This window comes from Lentimicrobium sp. L6 (genome assembly GCF_013166655.1).
Classification (GTDB): domain Bacteria; phylum Bacteroidota; class Bacteroidia; order Bacteroidales; family UBA12170; genus UBA12170.
This window is the reverse complement of record NZ_JABKCA010000013.1, coordinates 20459-38093: the sequence shown is the minus strand read 5'-3', so window position 1 is coordinate 38093 and position 17635 is coordinate 20459. Positions and strand designations below refer to the sequence as shown.

Annotated in this window: 15 protein-coding genes; 7 read left to right on the top strand and 8 right to left on the bottom strand. The window is 34.8% G+C overall.

Annotated features, from left to right (window positions below; all coding sequences use genetic code 11):
• Positions 1-67: 67 nt before the first annotated feature.
• Positions 68-1114, bottom strand: a complete 1047-nt coding sequence (locus tag HNS38_RS04890) for a hypothetical protein (protein ID WP_172276052.1) — start codon at positions 1112-1114, stop codon at positions 68-70.
• A gap of 3 nt (positions 1115-1117) precedes the next feature.
• Positions 1118-2440 (bottom strand): OmpP1/FadL family transporter, encoded by a 1323-nt coding sequence (locus tag HNS38_RS04885; RefSeq protein WP_172346078.1) that lies wholly within the window; start codon positions 2438-2440, stop codon positions 1118-1120.
• 292 nt (positions 2441-2732) lie between these two features.
• Between HNS38_RS04885 and HNS38_RS04880 the strand changes: the two genes are divergently transcribed.
• The 4 genes from HNS38_RS04880 to HNS38_RS04865 all read left to right on the top strand — a co-directional run bounded on the left by HNS38_RS04880 (position 2733) and on the right by HNS38_RS04865 (position 8074).
• Positions 2733-3113 carry a hypothetical protein gene (locus tag HNS38_RS04880; protein WP_172276056.1) on the top strand — a complete coding sequence of 127 codons (381 nt, stop codon included), beginning with the start codon at positions 2733-2735 and terminating at the stop codon, positions 3111-3113.
• Positions 3114-3613: 500 nt separating this feature from the next.
• Positions 3614-6973: an isoleucine--tRNA ligase gene (ileS, locus tag HNS38_RS04875; protein ID WP_172276058.1), complete on the top strand. Its 3360-nt coding sequence runs from the start codon at positions 3614-3616 to the stop codon at positions 6971-6973.
• Positions 6974-6998: 25 nt separating this feature from the next.
• Positions 6999-7391, top strand: a complete 393-nt coding sequence (locus HNS38_RS04870; protein ID WP_172276060.1) for a TraR/DksA C4-type zinc finger protein — start codon at positions 6999-7001, stop codon at positions 7389-7391.
• Between the two features lie 80 nt (positions 7392-7471).
• Positions 7472-8074 carry a lipoprotein signal peptidase gene (locus HNS38_RS04865; protein WP_172276062.1) on the top strand — a complete coding sequence of 201 codons (603 nt, stop codon included), beginning with the start codon at positions 7472-7474 and terminating at the stop codon, positions 8072-8074.
• A 555-nt stretch (positions 8075-8629) separates the two neighbouring features.
• Here HNS38_RS04865 and HNS38_RS04860 read toward each other — a convergent pair.
• The gene (locus tag HNS38_RS04860; RefSeq protein WP_172276064.1) at positions 8630-9208 is read right to left on the bottom strand and encodes a glycoside hydrolase family 20 zincin-like fold domain-containing protein; all 579 of its coding nucleotides are present in this window, start codon (positions 9206-9208) and stop codon (positions 8630-8632) included.
• A gap of 103 nt (positions 9209-9311) precedes the next feature.
• Here HNS38_RS04860 and HNS38_RS04855 point away from each other — a divergent pair, with 103 nt between their 5' ends.
• Positions 9312-9548, top strand: a complete 237-nt coding sequence (locus HNS38_RS04855) for a PspC domain-containing protein (RefSeq protein ID WP_172276066.1) — start codon at positions 9312-9314, stop codon at positions 9546-9548.
• Between the two features lie 441 nt (positions 9549-9989).
• On the opposite strand, the gene HNS38_RS21055 is transcribed toward HNS38_RS04855, so the two are convergent.
• The 3 genes from HNS38_RS21055 to HNS38_RS04840 all read right to left on the bottom strand — a co-directional run bounded on the left by HNS38_RS21055 (position 9990) and on the right by HNS38_RS04840 (position 11888).
• On the bottom strand, positions 9990-10157 hold the full coding sequence (locus HNS38_RS21055) for an MBL fold metallo-hydrolase (RefSeq protein ID WP_172276324.1): 168 nt from the start codon (positions 10155-10157) through the stop codon (positions 9990-9992).
• Positions 10158-10730: 573 nt separating this feature from the next.
• A complete protein-coding gene (locus HNS38_RS04845) occupies positions 10731-11399 on the bottom strand; it encodes a peroxiredoxin (RefSeq protein WP_172276068.1) in 669 nt (222 codons plus the stop codon).
• A 21-nt stretch (positions 11400-11420) separates the two neighbouring features.
• Positions 11421-11888 carry a Dps family protein gene (locus HNS38_RS04840; protein ID WP_172276070.1) on the bottom strand — a complete coding sequence of 156 codons (468 nt, stop codon included), beginning with the start codon at positions 11886-11888 and terminating at the stop codon, positions 11421-11423.
• A gap of 170 nt (positions 11889-12058) precedes the next feature.
• Here HNS38_RS04840 and HNS38_RS04835 point away from each other — a divergent pair, with 170 nt between their 5' ends.
• Together HNS38_RS04835 and HNS38_RS04830 are read left to right on the top strand one after the other, a co-directional pair.
• Positions 12059-13003 (top strand): hydrogen peroxide-inducible genes activator, encoded by a 945-nt coding sequence (locus tag HNS38_RS04835; RefSeq protein WP_172276072.1) that lies wholly within the window; start codon positions 12059-12061, stop codon positions 13001-13003.
• Between the two features lie 137 nt (positions 13004-13140).
• A complete protein-coding gene (locus tag HNS38_RS04830) occupies positions 13141-13515 on the top strand; it encodes a NifB/NifX family molybdenum-iron cluster-binding protein (RefSeq protein ID WP_172276074.1) in 375 nt (124 codons plus the stop codon).
• A 61-nt stretch (positions 13516-13576) separates the two neighbouring features.
• Here HNS38_RS04830 and HNS38_RS04825 read toward each other — a convergent pair whose 3' ends face one another.
• Positions 13577-15538, bottom strand: coding sequence for a DUF3857 domain-containing protein (locus HNS38_RS04825; protein ID WP_172346077.1), 1962 nt, complete (start codon positions 15536-15538; stop codon positions 13577-13579).
• A 35-nt stretch (positions 15539-15573) separates the two neighbouring features.
• Positions 15574-17487: a transglutaminase family protein gene (locus tag HNS38_RS04820; protein ID WP_172276078.1), complete on the bottom strand. Its 1914-nt coding sequence runs from the start codon at positions 17485-17487 to the stop codon at positions 15574-15576.
• Positions 17488-17635: the final 148 nt, after the last annotated feature.

The following is a 17635-nucleotide window of genomic DNA, read 5'->3' as shown; positions in this document are numbered from 1 at the left end:
CTGAGCAAGAACACACATTTTGCTTAAACTAGAAAACCTCTCATTATTAATGAAAACTTTTAGTATATTATTTTAGGAACACCCGCAAATAAATAGGATGGTGATCGGAAAACTTAAATTTCTGACTCACCGTATTGGCACGCAAAACCGTAACATTGGGGCTGCAAATGAAGAAGTCTTTAATGGTGGTATTTAATGCGGAATGCCTATAAGCTTCGTGTAAAACCCTTGAAGTAGGAATGCTGTTTTGATACTCAAACTTCCAGCCATTAAAATATTTTTCGGAATCAAGTTCTGGATAAGCAACCTTGCCTTTATAATCGTAGCTTATTTTGTATTGCTTAAAATGAGGAGGGTTCATATTCCAACCTCCACCAATGATCACATAATTCCCTTTTAGATATAGTTTTTGAGCTAAATTTTCTACTTCCCTTAGCTGAGCCAAGCGAATTTCTCCCATATAATCGTAGCTATTTAAATGCACATTAATAATATAGAGGAAACCATCATCTAAAGGGTACTTAGCCACATCCATGCATTTCTTTGCCGTGAATAATTTTTTTGGCCAATAGAAATCCTTATCGCTGAGTGCCATTCGCTCGTGTGACCCTGCTCCTTTACTACTCATGCTCACCATACCAGAATAAACTTTGCCCAAGGGTTGATTGAGAGGAACAGGAATATATGGAACCGCAAAATTAGGACAATAAACTGATTCATATCCTCTTAGCCTCCTCCGAATTTCTTCCACCTGATTTATGCCATATGCTCTTTTCGATGCGCTATCTACCTTGTGAAAAAGAAAGACATCAGTACTGTCTTTATAAGATTCGATGGCATTTAAAATCTGATGAAAATTGGATTTACTCTTATCTTCCTCCAATTGAATCCTTATACCACCAGAATAGAAGAAATCCATTTCGGCTGGCATACCTCCATAACTGATATTCCAAAGCAATACTCCCAAGGAGTCGCCGATTTTGCTTGAGACAGGGTCGACGACCCTAAGTTTTTCTTGAGGATGGTATTCATGATACTGTATCCAAGAAAGGAAGGAGATGACAGCTGTAAAGCCAATAGCTGCTATGGCGATAATGAGAGGTTTGAGTTTCAAGGTTTAGAATTCTACAGCGACTTCAAACAATAGGTTCTGGGCTGTTAAATCCATAAATTGAGCATTGTCCATCACATTAAAGCCAGTGGCTGTTTTTTTGAAACCTTTCACTATCGCAAAGCTTATGTTTTGCTCACCAATATCTCTTGAAAATCCAAAGCTCACATGGTCGGTAATTACATCAGGCATCATCATATTTAAAAGGAATTCTGATGCTATAAGAGTTAAGTCGCTATATTGGTAACCAACTCTAAATTGCCATTTTGGGATGCTATATTGTATACCGAATTTATAAGTCATCTGATCTGTTCTTCCGAAGCCTCCTCCATTTTCGCCACCAAGAGAAACAGCACCTTTCTGTTTCATGGCCAATCCCCATGCTGGAACACCACTATGACATATTCTATTCATGTCTAAAGCCATTAAAAAACGATCAAAGGGATGGTAAACTAATCCGATACTCCACTCAGATGGGATATCTAGTTTTCCAGATTCACTAATTAACCCTTTATACTCGTCCATGGTCGTCATATATAGCTTGGTTCTAAAGGCTACACCAGCTTGAAATTTTTTAGAAACATTCCATTGTACACCTAATTTCCCGCCAACACCAAATGAGTTGGCTGTTTCGTTATTGGTAAGCTCATTTGGGAATTCTGAATAGTGTAAACTTCCAAAGGCTTCTAGACCTCCAGCGCTAAACGATTGCCAAGCTCCAACTAGGCTGATACCAATTCCTAGTTTGTCTCCAAATTTTCTAGAGTAAGAGAGGGCAGCAAAGTATTGGTTGAGTTTCATAAAAGTAGGATAGCTTACTGTTCCCATAGGATTGATAAATCCTTCGCTACTACCAAAATCTGCTATCACAGGACTATAATATGTTTTTGCAGCATATTCCTTGCCTTTATTTCCATTTCCATAGATGCTGATTCCTATGCTATTATTGTCATCAAGACTCATATTAAATCCAATTTGAGGAATCACCAAGACTTTATTTTCGGAATCTACTCCTCCTGTTTTGATTCCTAAAGGCCATATACTAGATTGAGTTTGTTCAAATTCTGTTGGTTCCCCAGCTACAAAATAGGAAGCTTTAGGCATGGCAATCTCGATACCAATTCCTAATTTTTGCCCTAGGAATACTTGCCCGCCAGGATTGGAATTTCCCCATATGGAATTCTCTACAATAGCAGTTCCAGCTCCTGCCATTGATTTAGCTCTAGGGCCATAAGCCAAATTAGATTGAGCTTGTATCTGACTTACGAATAAGAGCAAAGCCACAAGGAAAAAAGGAATGGAAAATTTAGATAGATTTTTTGTCGTCATAGTATCAAATTTTAAAGCATAAACTTAAAGGATTATTTTCTTCATTTCTATAAAAGACCCTATTCTTTTTCAACAGTTGTTTTGTGATAATAGGAATATGTGAATTATTGTCATCAAGAAAATTCCGATAACTGCGTTATACAATTTTTGAAAACAGCCATTTACAAAGGTAAACTCCTTTATTTGCAGAAATCGTAGCCTTGTTCTCGAAGCTTTCCTATCAGACACAAAAAGTAATATTCAGTTTTCTTACAAAAACTAATTAATTATATTTGACTCAATAAAATAGAATATGGAAAATAATAGACACGAAACTGAAATGCCAATGGCAGTAGAAGAATGGGGATGGAAATACCATCATTTGGGAGTTCCAACTAAAGAGAAAAAGCCAAACGAGCATTACTTACCACAGTTTAAGTTTTATGTTTCTGGTTTTTCCACTAGTCCTTTTGGTGTGGAGTGGATGCGTTTTGATGAAGATTGTGAAATGCACCCTTTAATTCAAACCATTCCTCATTTGGCATTTGTGGTAGATAATCTCGATAAAGAATTGCTTCGTCCAGAGCTAAATTTGCTCAATCCACCTAATCTACCCATGGAAGGATTAAGGGTAGCTATGGTAGAACATGATGGTGCTCCCATCGAATTAATGGAGTTTTCTGAGTATCCATAGTAGTTAAGGATAAGAATGAAATTCAATCCTTTTTGTATAAATAGGCAAACGAATACCAGAATGTTTAATTTATTGTTAAAAACTTGACACGGTGGCTTTTTAGGCCTACTTTTGTACAACTAAATTAAGGAAAGCAACTTGTTTAAGTTGTAGTTTTTTTCATATTTTTTTATTTGGTTAAATGTGTTTATATGCGAGAAGTCGTCAGTAGCCCTACTGGCGACTTTACTTTTTTTATGAGGTTTTGTTTTTAGATTTCTGATCAATTTCCACTTTTTTTCTAGTCCTAATTTACTATTATATTTTTATGCACGATAAATTTCACCTATGATAAATTTCACGTACGATAGATATGACCTACGATAAAATCATAGTATATCTACACTTTAAAGACCCCACACAAAAACCCACCCAACCAAAGCAAATTTTTCATATTTTTGCAAACTTTTATTATAAGATGTAAATACAACCAGTCCAATCATTTATAAAGAGAATACAGGATGGCAAAATATAAAGATTACAAAAATTTAAACCTCACCAATATTGCTGAGGAAACGCTCAAATTTTGGAAAGAACAAAATATTTTCGAAAAGAGTTTAGAAACCCGTAAAGAAGGCGAGCATTTCGTGTTTTATGAAGGACCTCCATCAGCGAATGGAGTACCTGGAATTCATCATGTTATGGGTCGTGCCATTAAAGATATCGTTTGTCGTTACCAAACTTTAAAAGGAAAATATGTTTCTCGTAAAGCGGGTTGGGATACCCATGGTTTGCCAGTGGAAATTGGAGTAGAAAGAAGTCTTGGAATCACTAAAGAGGATATTGGTAAGAAAATTACCGTTGAAGAATACAATCAAGCTTGTCGTACTGAGGTGATGAAGTATAAAGACCTTTGGGACGATTTAACCGTAAAAATGGGATATTGGGTTGACCTCGATGATCCATATATTACTTTCGATAATAAATATATAGAGTCGGTTTGGAATCTTTTATCTAAGATTAACAAGAAAGGCCTCCTCTATAAGGGATATACTATTCAGCCATTTTCGCCTGCTGCTGGAACTGGTTTAAGTACTCACGAACTCAATCAACCCGGTTGTTATAAGGATGTAAAAGACACTACCCTTACAGCTCAGTTTAAAGTAGTGAGAAACGAAGATTCTGAAAGGCTTTTTGCCGATGTGGAAGATGAATTGTTCTTCTTAGCTTGGACAACTACTCCTTGGACTCTTCCATCAAATACTGCTTTGGCCGTGGGTAAGAAAATCGAATATGTGAAGATTAAAACCTTCAATCCATATACTCATCTACCAATTACTGCAATTATTGCTAAGCCTTTAATGGGGAAATACTTCCCAGAAAAGAATGCCGAGCTTAAACTAGAAGAATACGAAACCGGACAAAAAGCCATTCCTTTCCAAGTGATAGGAGAATGTGTGGGAACAGATTTGGCGGGTATTCGTTACGAGCAATTATTGCCTTATGCACAACCTGAAGACGGGGATGCTTTTAAAGTCATTATTGGCGATTTTGTAACTACTGAAGATGGTACTGGTATTGTTCATATTGCGCCTAGCTTTGGTGCGGATGATTTTAAAGTGGCTCAACAAAACGGAATTGGTGCTTTGACTATGGTTGAAAAAACCGGTCGTTTCAACGAGGAAATGGGTGAGTTTGCTGGGCGTTTTGTGAAAAGCGAATATTATGCTGATGAAGATCCATTGCGCAAAGAATCGGTGGATGTTGAAATTGTAATCAAGCTAAAGAAAGAAAACAGAGCTTTTAAATCTGAAAAATATACCCACTCTTATCCTCATTGTTGGAGAACCGATAAGCCTATTTTGTACTATCCTCTAGATTCTTGGTTTATTAAAACCACAGAGGTGAAGGATAAAATGATAGACCTAAACAAAACCATCAACTGGAAGCCAAAAGCTACTGGTGAAGGTCGTTTTGGTAATTGGCTCGAAAATCTAGTAGACTGGAACCTTTCTCGTTCTCGCTTCTGGGGTATTCCTCTTCCAATTTGGACCAGTGAAGATCGCACAGAGCAAATTGTTTTGGGTTCTGCTGAAGAGTTGAAAATAGAAGTAGATAAAGCTTATGCTGCTGGTGTAATGACTGAGAATCCAATGGAAAACTTTGTTCCTGGAAACATGAGCAAAGAAAACTATGAGACTTTCGATTTCCACCGTCCCTATGTAGATAAGATAGTATTGGTATCAGAAACTGGTCAGAAGATGTTCCGTGAGCCAGACTTGATTGATGTTTGGTTCGATTCTGGAGCTATGCCATATGCGCAATTGCATTATCCGTTTGAAAACAAAGAATTATTTGAGCAAAACTTCCCTGCTGACTTTATTGCCGAGGGTGTGGATCAAACTCGTGGATGGTTCTTTACCTTACATGCGATTGCATCCATGTTATTTGATGGTGTAGCCTTTAAAAATGTGGTTTCCAATGGTTTGGTATTGGATAAAAATGGAAATAAAATGTCGAAACGATTGGGCAATGGTGTTGATCCTTTCGAGACATTAGGAAAATATGGGCCAGATGCCACACGTTGGTATATGATCACCAATTCTCAACCTTGGGATAATTTGAAATTTGATGTGGCTGGTATTGATGAGGTGAGAAGAAAATTCTTCGGAACATTGCATAATACCTATGCTTTCTTCTCATTATATGCCAATATTGATGGTTTTACCTATGCGGAGGATGATATCGAATTTAGCCAACGACCAGAAATTGACAGATGGGTGCTTTCTGAATTAAACTCTTTAGTAAAAGAGGTTGATGAGGCATTTGGAGTATTCGAGCCCACAAGAGCTGGAAGAGCCATAGCACGTTTTGTTGACGAGCACTTAAGTAACTGGTTTGTTAGATTGAGTAGAAGAAGATTCTGGAAAGGTGAATATTCAGAAGATAAGATTTCTGCTTATCAAACCCTTTATACTTGCTTAGAGACTATTGCTATCATTAGCTCTCCAATTGCACCATTCTTCACAGATAACTTGTTCCGCGATTTAAATGCGGTTTCTGGAAAACGTAGCGAGGAAAGTATTCACCTTTGCATGATGCCTGTGGCCGACGAATCTAAAATAGATAAAGACCTAGAGGAGCGTATGCAAATGGCACAGACCTATTCTAGTATGGTTCTTTCCATGAGAAAGAAAAATAAAATTAGAGTTCGTCAGCCATTAAATAAAGTAATGATTCCTATTTTGGATGAGCGCTTCAAAGATCAGGTAGAGAAAATTACCGATTTGATTCTTTCTGAGGTTAATGTGAAAACATTAGAGTTTATGACAGAAGACAGCGGTATGTTGGTAAAGAAAATCAAAGCCAACTTTAAAGCCTTAGGTCCTAAATATGGTAAGATGATGAAGCAAATAGCTGCTGCTATTTCTCATTTTAGCCACGATGATATTAAGCAATTAGAAAACGAAGGTGTTTATCATATTGATATCAATGGTGTAGATGTAGCGATTGAAGTCAGCGATGTGGAAATCACTACCGATGATATTCCGGGTTGGTTAATTGCCACACAAGGAGCCTTAACTATTGCACTAGATATTACACTTACTGAAGAGTTGAGAGAGGAAGGTATTGCTAGAGATATCGTGAATAAAGTTCAGGGTTTGAGGAAGGATAAAGGCTTTGAGGTGACAGATCAGATTCATATAACAATTCAGAAACAGGTAGAAACTGATAATGCTATCAATAATAATAATTTGTATATTTGCTCAGAAACACTCGCATCAGAGCTAAAGCTGGTTGACACAGAATTGATAGGTGGTGAGGAAGTAGAATTGTCAGATTCTATTAAAGTGATAGTAAAAGTAGAGAAAATCAGCTAGTTACAAATCATTTAAATATTGCATTATGGATACTGAAACAAAAAAGAGCCGTTATTCGGATAGTGAATTACAAGAGTTTAAAGAAATTATTCAAGGTAAAGTTGCCAAGGCAAAAGCTGATTTAAAAATGCTTACCGAAGCATATATCAACAATAACGACAATGGCACTAACGATACTTCTCCTACTTTTAAAGTATTAGAGGAGGGCAATGCTGTTTTAACAAAAGAAGAAAACAGTAAATTAGCATCTCGTCAAGAAAAATTCATTCAGAGTTTAGAGATGGCCTTGATTCGTATTGAGAATAAGACTTATGGTATTTGCCGTGAGACTGGAAAATTAATTCCTAAAGAACGTTTGAGAAGTGTTCCTCATGCTACTTTAAGTATTGATGCAAAATTGAATAGACCTCGTATCTAAACTGATACGATTAAAATATTATATGGAAGCATTTTGATTGAAAATCTCAAAATGCTTCTTTTTTATTAAAAGACAATAAATTGAAAAAAGCAGCAATAATTGTATTTCTGGTACTTTTAGTAGATCAGATTTTAAAGATTTATATCAAAACCCATTTCCATTTAGGTGAGGAAATTCATGTGATGGGAGATTGGTTCATTATTCACTTTACTGAGAATCCCGGAATGGCTTTTGGCTATGAGTTGGGTTTCTCTTGGGGGAAATTAGCTTTGAGCCTTTTTAGAATTGGAGCCATCATTGCTTTGGGCTTTTATATCGCTCATATTGTGAAGCGAAAATCTCCTGCAAGCTTTGTTCTAAGTATTTCTTTAATTATGGCTGGAGCTTTAGGAAATATGATAGATAGTGCCTTTTATGGAATGATTTTTAGCGACAGTATGTTTCATGAGGTTGCAACGGCTTTCCCCGAAGGAGGTGGCTATGCCAGCTTTTTACATGGTAAAGTAGTAGATATGTTCTATTTTCCTTTATTTAGCTTTACTTGGCCCGAATGGATGCCATGGTTAGGTGGGCAGATGTTTACCTTCTTTCAGCCTGTATTTAATGTAGCGGACGCTTCTATCACTATTGGTGTAGCTTTGATATTGTTATTTCAGAAGAGCTTTTTTAAGAAAGACGAATAGCGGTTTTTTTATTCGAGATTTATAGAGAAGCCATTGCATTTGTAATGGCTTTTTTGCTGTGCTTTTCACTTTGGTTTCTCCTTATACAATAGCCGATGCCCTATGGGCAATGCTATTTAATAAATAGTAAACTAAGAGGAAAAAGCTACCGCGTAGCGGTTCAGCTCATGTATAAAGTACTTGCTAAAGTTTTCCTATTCCCCATAGGGGATTTGCTTTAATTGCGCTCTAACTTTTATTGAAGTTTATAGAACATATGCTCTACGAGCAATAAAATATTTCTTTTCTACATATACAATAGCTGATGCCCTATGGGCAATGCTTTTCTATAAATAGTAAGTTGAGAGGAAAAAACTACCGCGTAGTGGTTCAGCTCATGTATAAAGTATTTGCTAAAATTTCCAATTCCCTGTAGGGGATTTGCTGTAATTGCGCTCATCTTTTATTGATTCTTAAATTCAAGTAGTAAATGCAACTTTTCGATTTAGAGGCGAAATTATTAATTTTTCAAAACAGAAAGAGAGAAGAACTCTCCTTCATGTTTTGGTGGTTTGCTTACCTTACCGCTTCCAATCGCGAAAAAAGAAGTTGTATGGCACACTTAACCGAATCACAAAGGTACACCATTTCATGCCATTGTCGGGCTAAATCTAGCATAAAGCCTCTATAATTGGCATCAGGACTGTCTATAATTTGTAAAACTGGAAAAGTCAAAAAAGCATCTTGCTTTATCACCAAGTGAAGCAAACTATTTTTAGCCATAGCTAAAGTTTGATAAATTACTCCTCTCATTTCAATTTTATTGCTGATACTAATTTGATATTCTTCTTTTTCAAGGGAATTATCTAATTCAAAAATCACATCACTATTAGGGCTCATTTCTTCTTCTTGCTCTAGTTTTAAGCCTGTGATCAATTCCAGCTTCTCAGAGAATAATTGGAGGAGGCCTCCGATTTCTTCATTTGGACTAAAAGATTTGCTCTCTGCTGTTAAAATTAAAGTTTGAGTAGAAGCAATGAGTTCTTTGAGTTGGGGGAGAAGACGAATTTCTAATTTTTGCTCAATAACCAGATTACTGCTATCGCAAGAGATGAAGATTAACAACAAACTAAAAAAGAGAATAAAGTTTTTCATTTAAAGAAGTGTTTTGGCTTTTTTTCAGCCATCAAATCTACAATGTTTACAGATTTTGGGCGCGATTATTAGTGTTAAAATCACATATTAATCATGATTAGATATGCCTACAAATTTAGACCCTAAAACTATAATTTTCTGCAAATGTGTAAAACTGAAAAAGTCTATTATATTTGCCAAAACAAAAATTATGATATTAGGAGTTTCAGGTTGGTTAGGGAATAAGTTGGGGATCAGTGAGAAAATAATAAGAATAGCATTTGTAGTAGGTGCATTATGCTTTGGGGTTGGAGTCGGGCTTTATCTTATTCTTTGGGTTGTTAAGGTTTTAACTAAATAGCCTTTTATTTTTTCTGATACTTTGCAAGTTCTTTTTGCAAGAGTTTTCTTCTAATTTCTTTTCAATGATTAGGCAGGAATAGTTGAACTCTTGTACTTAGGAGTTTTTCCTAAGACTGCACCATATCTTTCTGATTATTGGCAAATGGAGGTTTACCTGAGTTTAGGAAGATGTCAAAAAAAGTATCTTTACTATAGTTATCTCCTCGTCAACTATTAAGCTGATAGAACTATCTGTGCGACCTGGACTTAAATTATCATTTTTTCTTCACTTTCAAGAATACCAGCCTCCTTTATTAAAATATCGAGAGATAATACTAAATAACTGAAGCTCTTTTTTGGTAATTTCTGGCAAAAGGGAAATCCAATTGGTGAGTAAAGAAGTCCCTAAGGGAAGTGGGGTAAACCCATCTTTCGTATAATTTCTTTCCTCTTCACTTAGTCATATTTTGCACTGGAATTTATCCTTCAGCTTAGCAGCATTCAAATAATGATCGCAGTGACTATGGGTAAGAAATAGATATTTTAAAGGATGTTTTGAATTACTTAAGATTTCCAAACCCCTAATGAGTTCATCATCAGCAGAAACCTTTCCTGTATCGACTAAAATTTGAAATTCCTTGGTCTAGATAAGAAAAGAATTATTTCTATAATTTAGCACCTATGTAATCTGAGTACCCTTTTGAGTCTACCAGGTTTTGTTTGCTAAAAAATTAAATAATGATTCCAAAAACCAATCTGTCTTGTACTTTTGGTAGATGTAATTTCCATCATTATTATTCCCCATATCTAAATAATAATGGGCATCTTACCAATTATCCAAATAATATACTCCCTTATTGGTTTAAAAGAGGTTCACATGTCTAGCTTACATACTCTAAAATCTAATTATTGAAACACCTCTCCCATAAATATATAGTAAGAAGCCTAGTCTAAAGAAGTATTTTTATACCGATGACTAATCAGTATTGTTTAAGGCGCATTTTAAACTACACTTAGTTATATAACGATGATCTATTACCTTAGCTTTAAAGTCAATAAAAAGGCATTATTACCTTCTAATTGGTTAATTGTAAAAGAATAAATTTAACAAGGTGCTGAAATAAAAAATACTGCCAATTAAAAAAGAGCCGAAATACAATCTCGGCTCCTAAATAATTCATTTGGGTAGTATGTTTTAATATTACTTCAATTCTTTATGACATAACCACCAATCTAAACATTCATGCTCACCAGCTTTGGCTTTTTCAATGCGATCTTTTGCATCAGTAACATTAGTTGCTGGTGGAACAATTACTCTAGCTCCAAAATGCTCGTTATTTGGCCACTGGGCTGGCATAGCTACTTTATTGGCATCTGATACTTGCATACCTTCTAAAGCTCTTAAAATCTCATCCATATTTCTTCCCAATTCCTGTGGATAATAAAAAATGATTCTGAATTTACCTTTTGGGTCAACAATAAATACCGCTCTTACCGTATTGCTTCCTTTACCAGGATGAATGATTCCTAAATCTTCAGCTACTTTACCAGTATCGGCAATAATAGGGAACTCGATTTGTACATTCATATTGTCCTTAATCCACTCTTCCCATTTAATGTGAGAGAAAACTTGGTCAACGCTCAATCCTATCAACTCGGTGTTTAAAGCTCTGAATTTATCGTAACGCTCTTGAAAAGCCACAAATTCAGTAGTACATACAGGAGTAAAATCTGCAGGATGACTAAATAATACGAACCATTGTCCTTTGTAGTCTTCTGGTAAATTCTTAATTCCGTGAGTAGTTTGTACGGTCATATTTGGGAACATGTCACCTAATAAAGGCATTCCTTTTCTTACTTTTTCTTCCATGATTATTTGTTTTATTTGGGTTTATTTATTTAAGAATGCTGAATACATCCATATTGCTTTCTCTTGTTCTCTGATATAATCGCTCATTAAACCATTAGTACCTTCATCATTGGCATCGCCACTTTTTTCTAAAATCGCTCTTTGCTTACTAATAAACAAAGTCAATCCATCTAGAATGCTTTCCACATTTTTTAGCCCGTCATTGGTTTGAATGGCCTCCTCTATTTGTGATACCTGAAGATATTTTGAAAATCTATATTCTGGCTCAAAACCTAAGGTTAAAATACGTTCTGCTATTTCATCAATCTTCAAATTCAAGTCATTATACAACTCTTCAAACTTCACATGCAATTCAAAGAATTTTTCACCTTTTATATTCCAATGAAATCCTCTCACATTGGTATAAAAAACTTGATAATTGGCTAATAAATCATTTAGCATTGAACTTAATTCCTGGGCTTTATGTTTTTTAATTCCTATTCTATTCATCTTTATTCCTTTCTTTTTAAAAATACGGATTATATATTCTTTACTACTTGTTAATCTGATAATTATATCACACTTATTTGTGACTTATTTAAGGCAAAGATACAGCCTGAAAGCACATTTGTCAAATCGATAATATTTAATACCTAATAGATTTTGTCTATATTTGCTGCATGATTAGTTTAATACAATTAGAATATATAGCAGCGGTAGATACCTATCGCCACTTTGCCACTGCCGCCGAAAAGAGTTTTGTCACACAACCCACCTTGAGTATGCAAATCAAAAAACTAGAGGAGGATCTAGAGGTTATCATTTTCGACAGAAGTAAACAACCGGTGGTTCCTACCTTGGCAGGAGAAAAGTTAATTGCGCAAGCACGAGAAGTTTTAGCAGAAGCTCAAAAATTAGATTTGATAGCTCGAGAAAGCAGAAAGGATGTTAGCGGAGCATTAAAAATTGGAGTTATTCCTACCATCTCACCCTACTTGCTGCCACGGTTTTCTGGTGCATTCCGAAGAAAATTCCCTAAAGTGGAGCTAAAAGTTACTGAAATGGTCACCGAGAGAATTTCTGAATATTTAAAAAAGGGAATCATTGATGTGGGAATTTTAGTCACTCCCCTGCATGAAACGGGTATATTTGAAAAGCCTTTATACTATGAGGAAATGCTCATCTATTCCAATAAAAACCATGAATATATGCAGCAACCTGTGATTAATGTTTCGGCCATGCATACCAATGATATTTGGCTCCTCAACGATGGTCATTGTTTTCGCCATCAAGTAGTCAACCTCTGCGATATTCACCATTTCGAAAGCAGCGATTTACCCTTTGAATTTGAAGGAGGAAACCTAGATACCCTCATTAAAATTATAGACATAGAAGGCGGCTATACCCTAATCCCAGAACTGGCTTGGTACGATTTAGATGCCCAAAGAAAGAATCAGGTGAGGCATTTTGAAGATATGGTTCCACTTAGAGAAGTAAGTTTAGTATATACTCGTAAATATCAAAAGTCGAGGATTATTGAAGAGCTCAGTAAAGAGATCCAAGTTTGTATTCCCAAGCCGCTTATAAAAAAAGAAAGAGGTAGTTTGGTAGAGTGGAAAAGCTAAGCCATCTGATTTGTCAATTTCAAAAAAATATATAATTATAATAAACATATGTTCATTATAATTTATATTTTTGCAATCCTTTATTCCTAATCTTGAATGAAGACAAATTATAATCATCACCATAACGAAAGATAAACATGAAGATCGCAATACCTACAAGAGGAAACATAGTGGATGGACATTTTGGCCATTGCGAAGCCTATACTATTATCACCGTTGATAATAACAAAAAAATTGAAAAGACCGAGATTTTACCTTCCCCACAAGGATGCGGATGTAAAAGTAATATCGCAAGTGTATTGAAAGATTTGGGCGTTACCGTAATGCTTGCTGGAAATATGGGAAATGGGGCATTAAACGTACTTCACCAACAAGGTATTGAAGTTGTTCGAGGTTGCCAAGGAGATATTCTATTAGTAGCTCAAGCTTATTTGGACGGAAACATTGGTGACTCAGGAATCAGTTGCCAACAGCATGAAGCACAAGGCGAAGGTCATGTTTGTAATCATTAAATAATATCAAATGGCGAGAATAATAGCATACTCTTTATTATTCTATTTTACTGCAATTGAATTATTCGGTAGAACTACTTTCTGTGGGCTGAAGAACTAAGCTTTTATATTTTAAATCGGCCATTTGATTGATGACTGTTCTTATCTTTTCATAATCTGCGGCAGGATAAGATGACTTAGTAAAATACTCAGTTACCTTATAAACTAACAGCTTCTCGTTTAACTCATAATTCGACGCTAACCCTGCTTGTACTTCACCTTCCTCATTGGTGTATTTAACATCCTCTATTAAATCTTCTAGATTAGCAATTTGATAGTTCTCAGGGATTTCAACCTTGATAATATATGATTTTTTAATGGGATTACCCATGTCAATATCTTGACTTCGCTCTTCTTCTTCTTTGTACAAATCACTTCGTGTTTGGAACAAATATCCAAGATTAAAAATCAAGTCGTCAGCCCCTTTTTCAATCAACATATCGCTAGATAATTGGTATGTAAATATTAATGGCTTCACAATGGTATCCTTCCAGCTCAGGGTATCATTAATGATTTCACTATCATGAACGGTAACATTTACAGAACTCCGTTTGCCTTTTTCCTTTAAAAATTCTTTTCTTTCCTTCTTATCCAGATAAGAAAGCAGCCTTCGATATTGCGCGGCCCAATATCCCTTATAATGCGTTTGCCAATTTATTTCGACAATATGGTCATCAACCAATCTTAAGTGTATATGATATTTAGCATTAGACCTAGAAGTGTCTACTGGTATTATACTTTGATAATAGGAACCAGAGCTTTTTTTGATAAAATAGGCTTCTTGGGAAATATAATTTGTTTTCACTATGCCTAAGGGGTAAAACTCCGAATAGGGTTCTAAGTATTGGCCCGAATTAGGAAAATAAAACAATGTTTTATCTACCATATAAGAAAAAGGATAATCTGAAGAAAATTCCGTGAAAGTTTTATCACCAGTAAGCAATATTTCATACTCAATACCTGCTGCTTCGTATAATGCTGATTGTAAAATCAACATTCCAAAAGTAGTAGGGACAGTTTTATATCTAATAATATTATGTAAATTATATTCAGCATAAGTATATGCATAAGTTATGTTTATACTATCGTTACAGTATTTCTTGATATAGTTTATTTTTTGTTCATCGGAAGTATCGGACAAAGGAAAGGTCTGATATAGCTTGAGCGCCTTCTTCTTTTCTGACTTTGAAAACTGCATACAATAATCAAAAACACTATTATACTTTTTCCTCCATTGGGTAAATGGAGTAGCATCACTTCCACCCATAATTGCATAGGATATTTTCATTCTATGGGGAGTATTATTGGTGTACTTTTCTCGTTTTATGGGTTCCACGTTTTTTAAATCGGCATACCATGCCTGTCTACCATCTGAATCTACTTCTAATTCAGGGAAACCATTATACGATTTTATAAAAACTGATAAAGCACCATGTGCAACCAATTCAAATCGTCCTTCCTGAATGGGATAATCATTATAATATATTTCTATATGAGACTTGCTAGGATATAAATTGAGCGTATATTTATATTCTATCTCCCCTCCAATTTCGGCTCCTTTAATAGCAAAGACCTTAAAATCGCCATATCCCTCTAAATTGTCAATCTCATACAAATCATTTTGATTCATTACAGTTACTTTTCCATTTGGTGAAATAAATCGTACTTTAAAATCAACTATTTTCCTGACACCATACATGGGAATAGCTACTTTGTTATAATCTTCGAGTCCGATATCCGTATTAATTCTAATCAACTTATAAACTGTTTTTTGCAAAGTGGAGGGCCCCAAACCTTTATACTCAAATATTTTAATGCTTTTTAGTTCTACAGCATCCTCATCGGCATAGCGAGAATCTACAGGACTCAAAGCAGTGCTATCTTTGAAATTATACTGCTTCCATCTGTTTCTTTGAGCAAATACACTTTGAGAAACCATTATAAAAACTAGAAAAAGGAATATATATTTAAGAATATTCTTCATTTTTAATGTTGTTTTGATTGGAGATTAGATTTTGATTAATGGCGTTGAAGGACTATTACTTCTCTATAAGCTTTCTTGAGTTCACTTACGAATTGATTCCAGTTATTGAAATCGTTTTTCTTAATCCTTCTACTTTTTAAGATAATCTTCCTATTCATCATCAACTTATTATCTACCAATTCATATTCAAGATTAAACTGATAATCGTCAAAATTGATTTGCCTATTTGGTGGTAAATAACTTATGCCATAATCCTCAGGTATTTCGTAAACCATATAATAATCATCTGTAAATGGAATATCGAATAGATAATCGAATTTACGCTGCGCTATGTCTATTTCATCATCATCAAAAGGAAGGGTAAAATGCAGGTTTAAATATTTCTTATCTCCAACACTTTGTCCATATTTGCTCAAGCTAAAGTCGTAGGATACCTTCATGGAATCTGTTCTATCTTTTATTCCAGAATATTCTATATTCTCCAAAAGAGCTTTGTTTGTAGCCTTTTTCAAATTTTCAGCAATAAAATCGACTACTTCGTCCTTCTTTAATGGAAAAGCCATTTCTATGGTATGTTTAATGCTTCCAGTTAATTCAATATCTGCATGGCCTTTTAAAACACCATCCTCTTCAAACAAATAGGTTTTATCCAATAAGATATTTGCTGATGCAGAATCTACTGGTACTTTGTGTATAATAAAATCTTTTGGTCCTAATGAAATTAATACTTCTTTTCCTTGAATATAGTAGGGTGCCTTATATAACTCTCCAAAGCTATTGGTGGCATCTAGCAACTTATATTTATCCTTTGAGCCCACTGCTAAAATCATATGATTATCTGTTGATGTAGTGAAGTTTTCCGCATAGGTATAAGGCAAGTCCTTGGTTCCAACCCAGCAGTAATAACTTTCCACTCCAGATGCTTTTAATATCTCTTTTGTGAGGTTGGTCATGGCCTTACAATCACCATACCTATTTCTCAACACATCTACGCAGTCATCAGGGATAAAACCACCCAAGCCAATAGATGTATTAATATATTTTATATTTCTCTGCACCCATTGAAAAACGGCTCTAATTTTCTCATCCTCATTATGACAGGTATCTGTGATTTCATGAGCTATTGCATTAATGCTTTGTTTGGACTTATAATTAGTTTGTTTTACTAAGGTCCTATACCATTTATGTAATGAAGCAACGCTATCGAGGAAAGGAAATGGAACATCTTCTCTAATAATAGTTTTTACATAAAAGATGATTTTTGGACTTAACTCCTGGAATCCAGGACCATTGTCTTCTAAATCGAAACTAGCAACAGTGTCCATTTCCCATTTATACTCTACCAATCCACCCACTTCTTTTTTGGTGAATTCAAATGAATAGGAATCGGGACCATGATAATTCCATCCCAATATAATATTGGGTTCACATCTGATAATCAATCGTGATTTTAAACATGAATGCTCTTTAACAAATAAATACGGGGTAAAATAAAGTGGGCCATTAATATTTCTATCATAATCTAAAACTAAATTTGACCCTCTTTTTGCATCCAAAAAATAAACCTCTTGATTTGACATATCAGCGTATAAATCGGTGCTTTCCATCAAGCTTTCGACTTCTGGTATATAGGCCATCTTATTATCACTACCCATTTTAGAATTTAGAGTAGATCCCTTAATATTTACTGCCGGGCTTAATGAACTATAAAATATATTATCCAGCCAATAATCATTTGGATTATCATTATTAATAATCATTTTCTTGGAATAAACATGTTTAGTGATTTTTAGCGAAGTAGAATAATCGCGAATGGTAATTAGATCGCTTCTTAAAATATTTACTGCATCTTCTTCCGGAAATACTATTTCTAATTCTTCAGGACTTTGAGGAAAGGTATTTAAAAAAGTAAAAACGAGTGAAATGAGTAGTATAAATGTCTTTTTCATAGATTTTGATATTGCTTGTACATTAAAACAGGCTAATATAGAAATATATATTATACAGTTAGATTTGATATACAACCAAATTTGTAAAAATAGAAATGGTCTAAACTCTTGAGAACAATAATAAGTTTATAAAAAAAGAAAATTAAAG

Excerpts from the sequence above, each read along its gene's own strand:
- HNS38_RS04870 (WP_172276060.1), top strand. The coding sequence starts at position 6,999 with ATGGATACTGAAACAAAAAAGAGCCGTTATTCGGATAGTGAATTACAA.
- HNS38_RS04820 (WP_172276078.1), bottom strand. The coding sequence starts at position 17,487 with ATGAAAAAGACATTTATACTACTCATTTCACTCGTTTTTACTTTTTTA.
- HNS38_RS04855 (WP_172276066.1), top strand. The coding sequence starts at position 9,312 with ATGCCTACAAATTTAGACCCTAAAACTATAATTTTCTGCAAATGTGTA.
- HNS38_RS04835 (WP_172276072.1), top strand. The coding sequence starts at position 12,059 with ATGATTAGTTTAATACAATTAGAATATATAGCAGCGGTAGATACCTAT.
- HNS38_RS04880 (WP_172276056.1), top strand. The coding sequence starts at position 2,733 with ATGGAAAATAATAGACACGAAACTGAAATGCCAATGGCAGTAGAAGAA.
- HNS38_RS04885 (WP_172346078.1), bottom strand. The coding sequence starts at position 2,440 with ATGACGACAAAAAATCTATCTAAATTTTCCATTCCTTTTTTCCTTGTG.
- HNS38_RS04840 (WP_172276070.1), bottom strand. The coding sequence starts at position 11,888 with ATGAATAGAATAGGAATTAAAAAACATAAAGCCCAGGAATTAAGTTCA.
- HNS38_RS04845 (WP_172276068.1), bottom strand. The coding sequence starts at position 11,399 with ATGGAAGAAAAAGTAAGAAAAGGAATGCCTTTATTAGGTGACATGTTC.
- HNS38_RS04825 (WP_172346077.1), bottom strand. The coding sequence starts at position 15,538 with ATGAAGAATATTCTTAAATATATATTCCTTTTTCTAGTTTTTATAATG.
- HNS38_RS04860 (WP_172276064.1), bottom strand. The coding sequence starts at position 9,208 with ATGAAAAACTTTATTCTCTTTTTTAGTTTGTTGTTAATCTTCATCTCT.
- HNS38_RS04830 (WP_172276074.1), top strand. The coding sequence starts at position 13,141 with ATGAAGATCGCAATACCTACAAGAGGAAACATAGTGGATGGACATTTT.
- ileS (WP_172276058.1), top strand. The coding sequence starts at position 3,614 with ATGGCAAAATATAAAGATTACAAAAATTTAAACCTCACCAATATTGCT.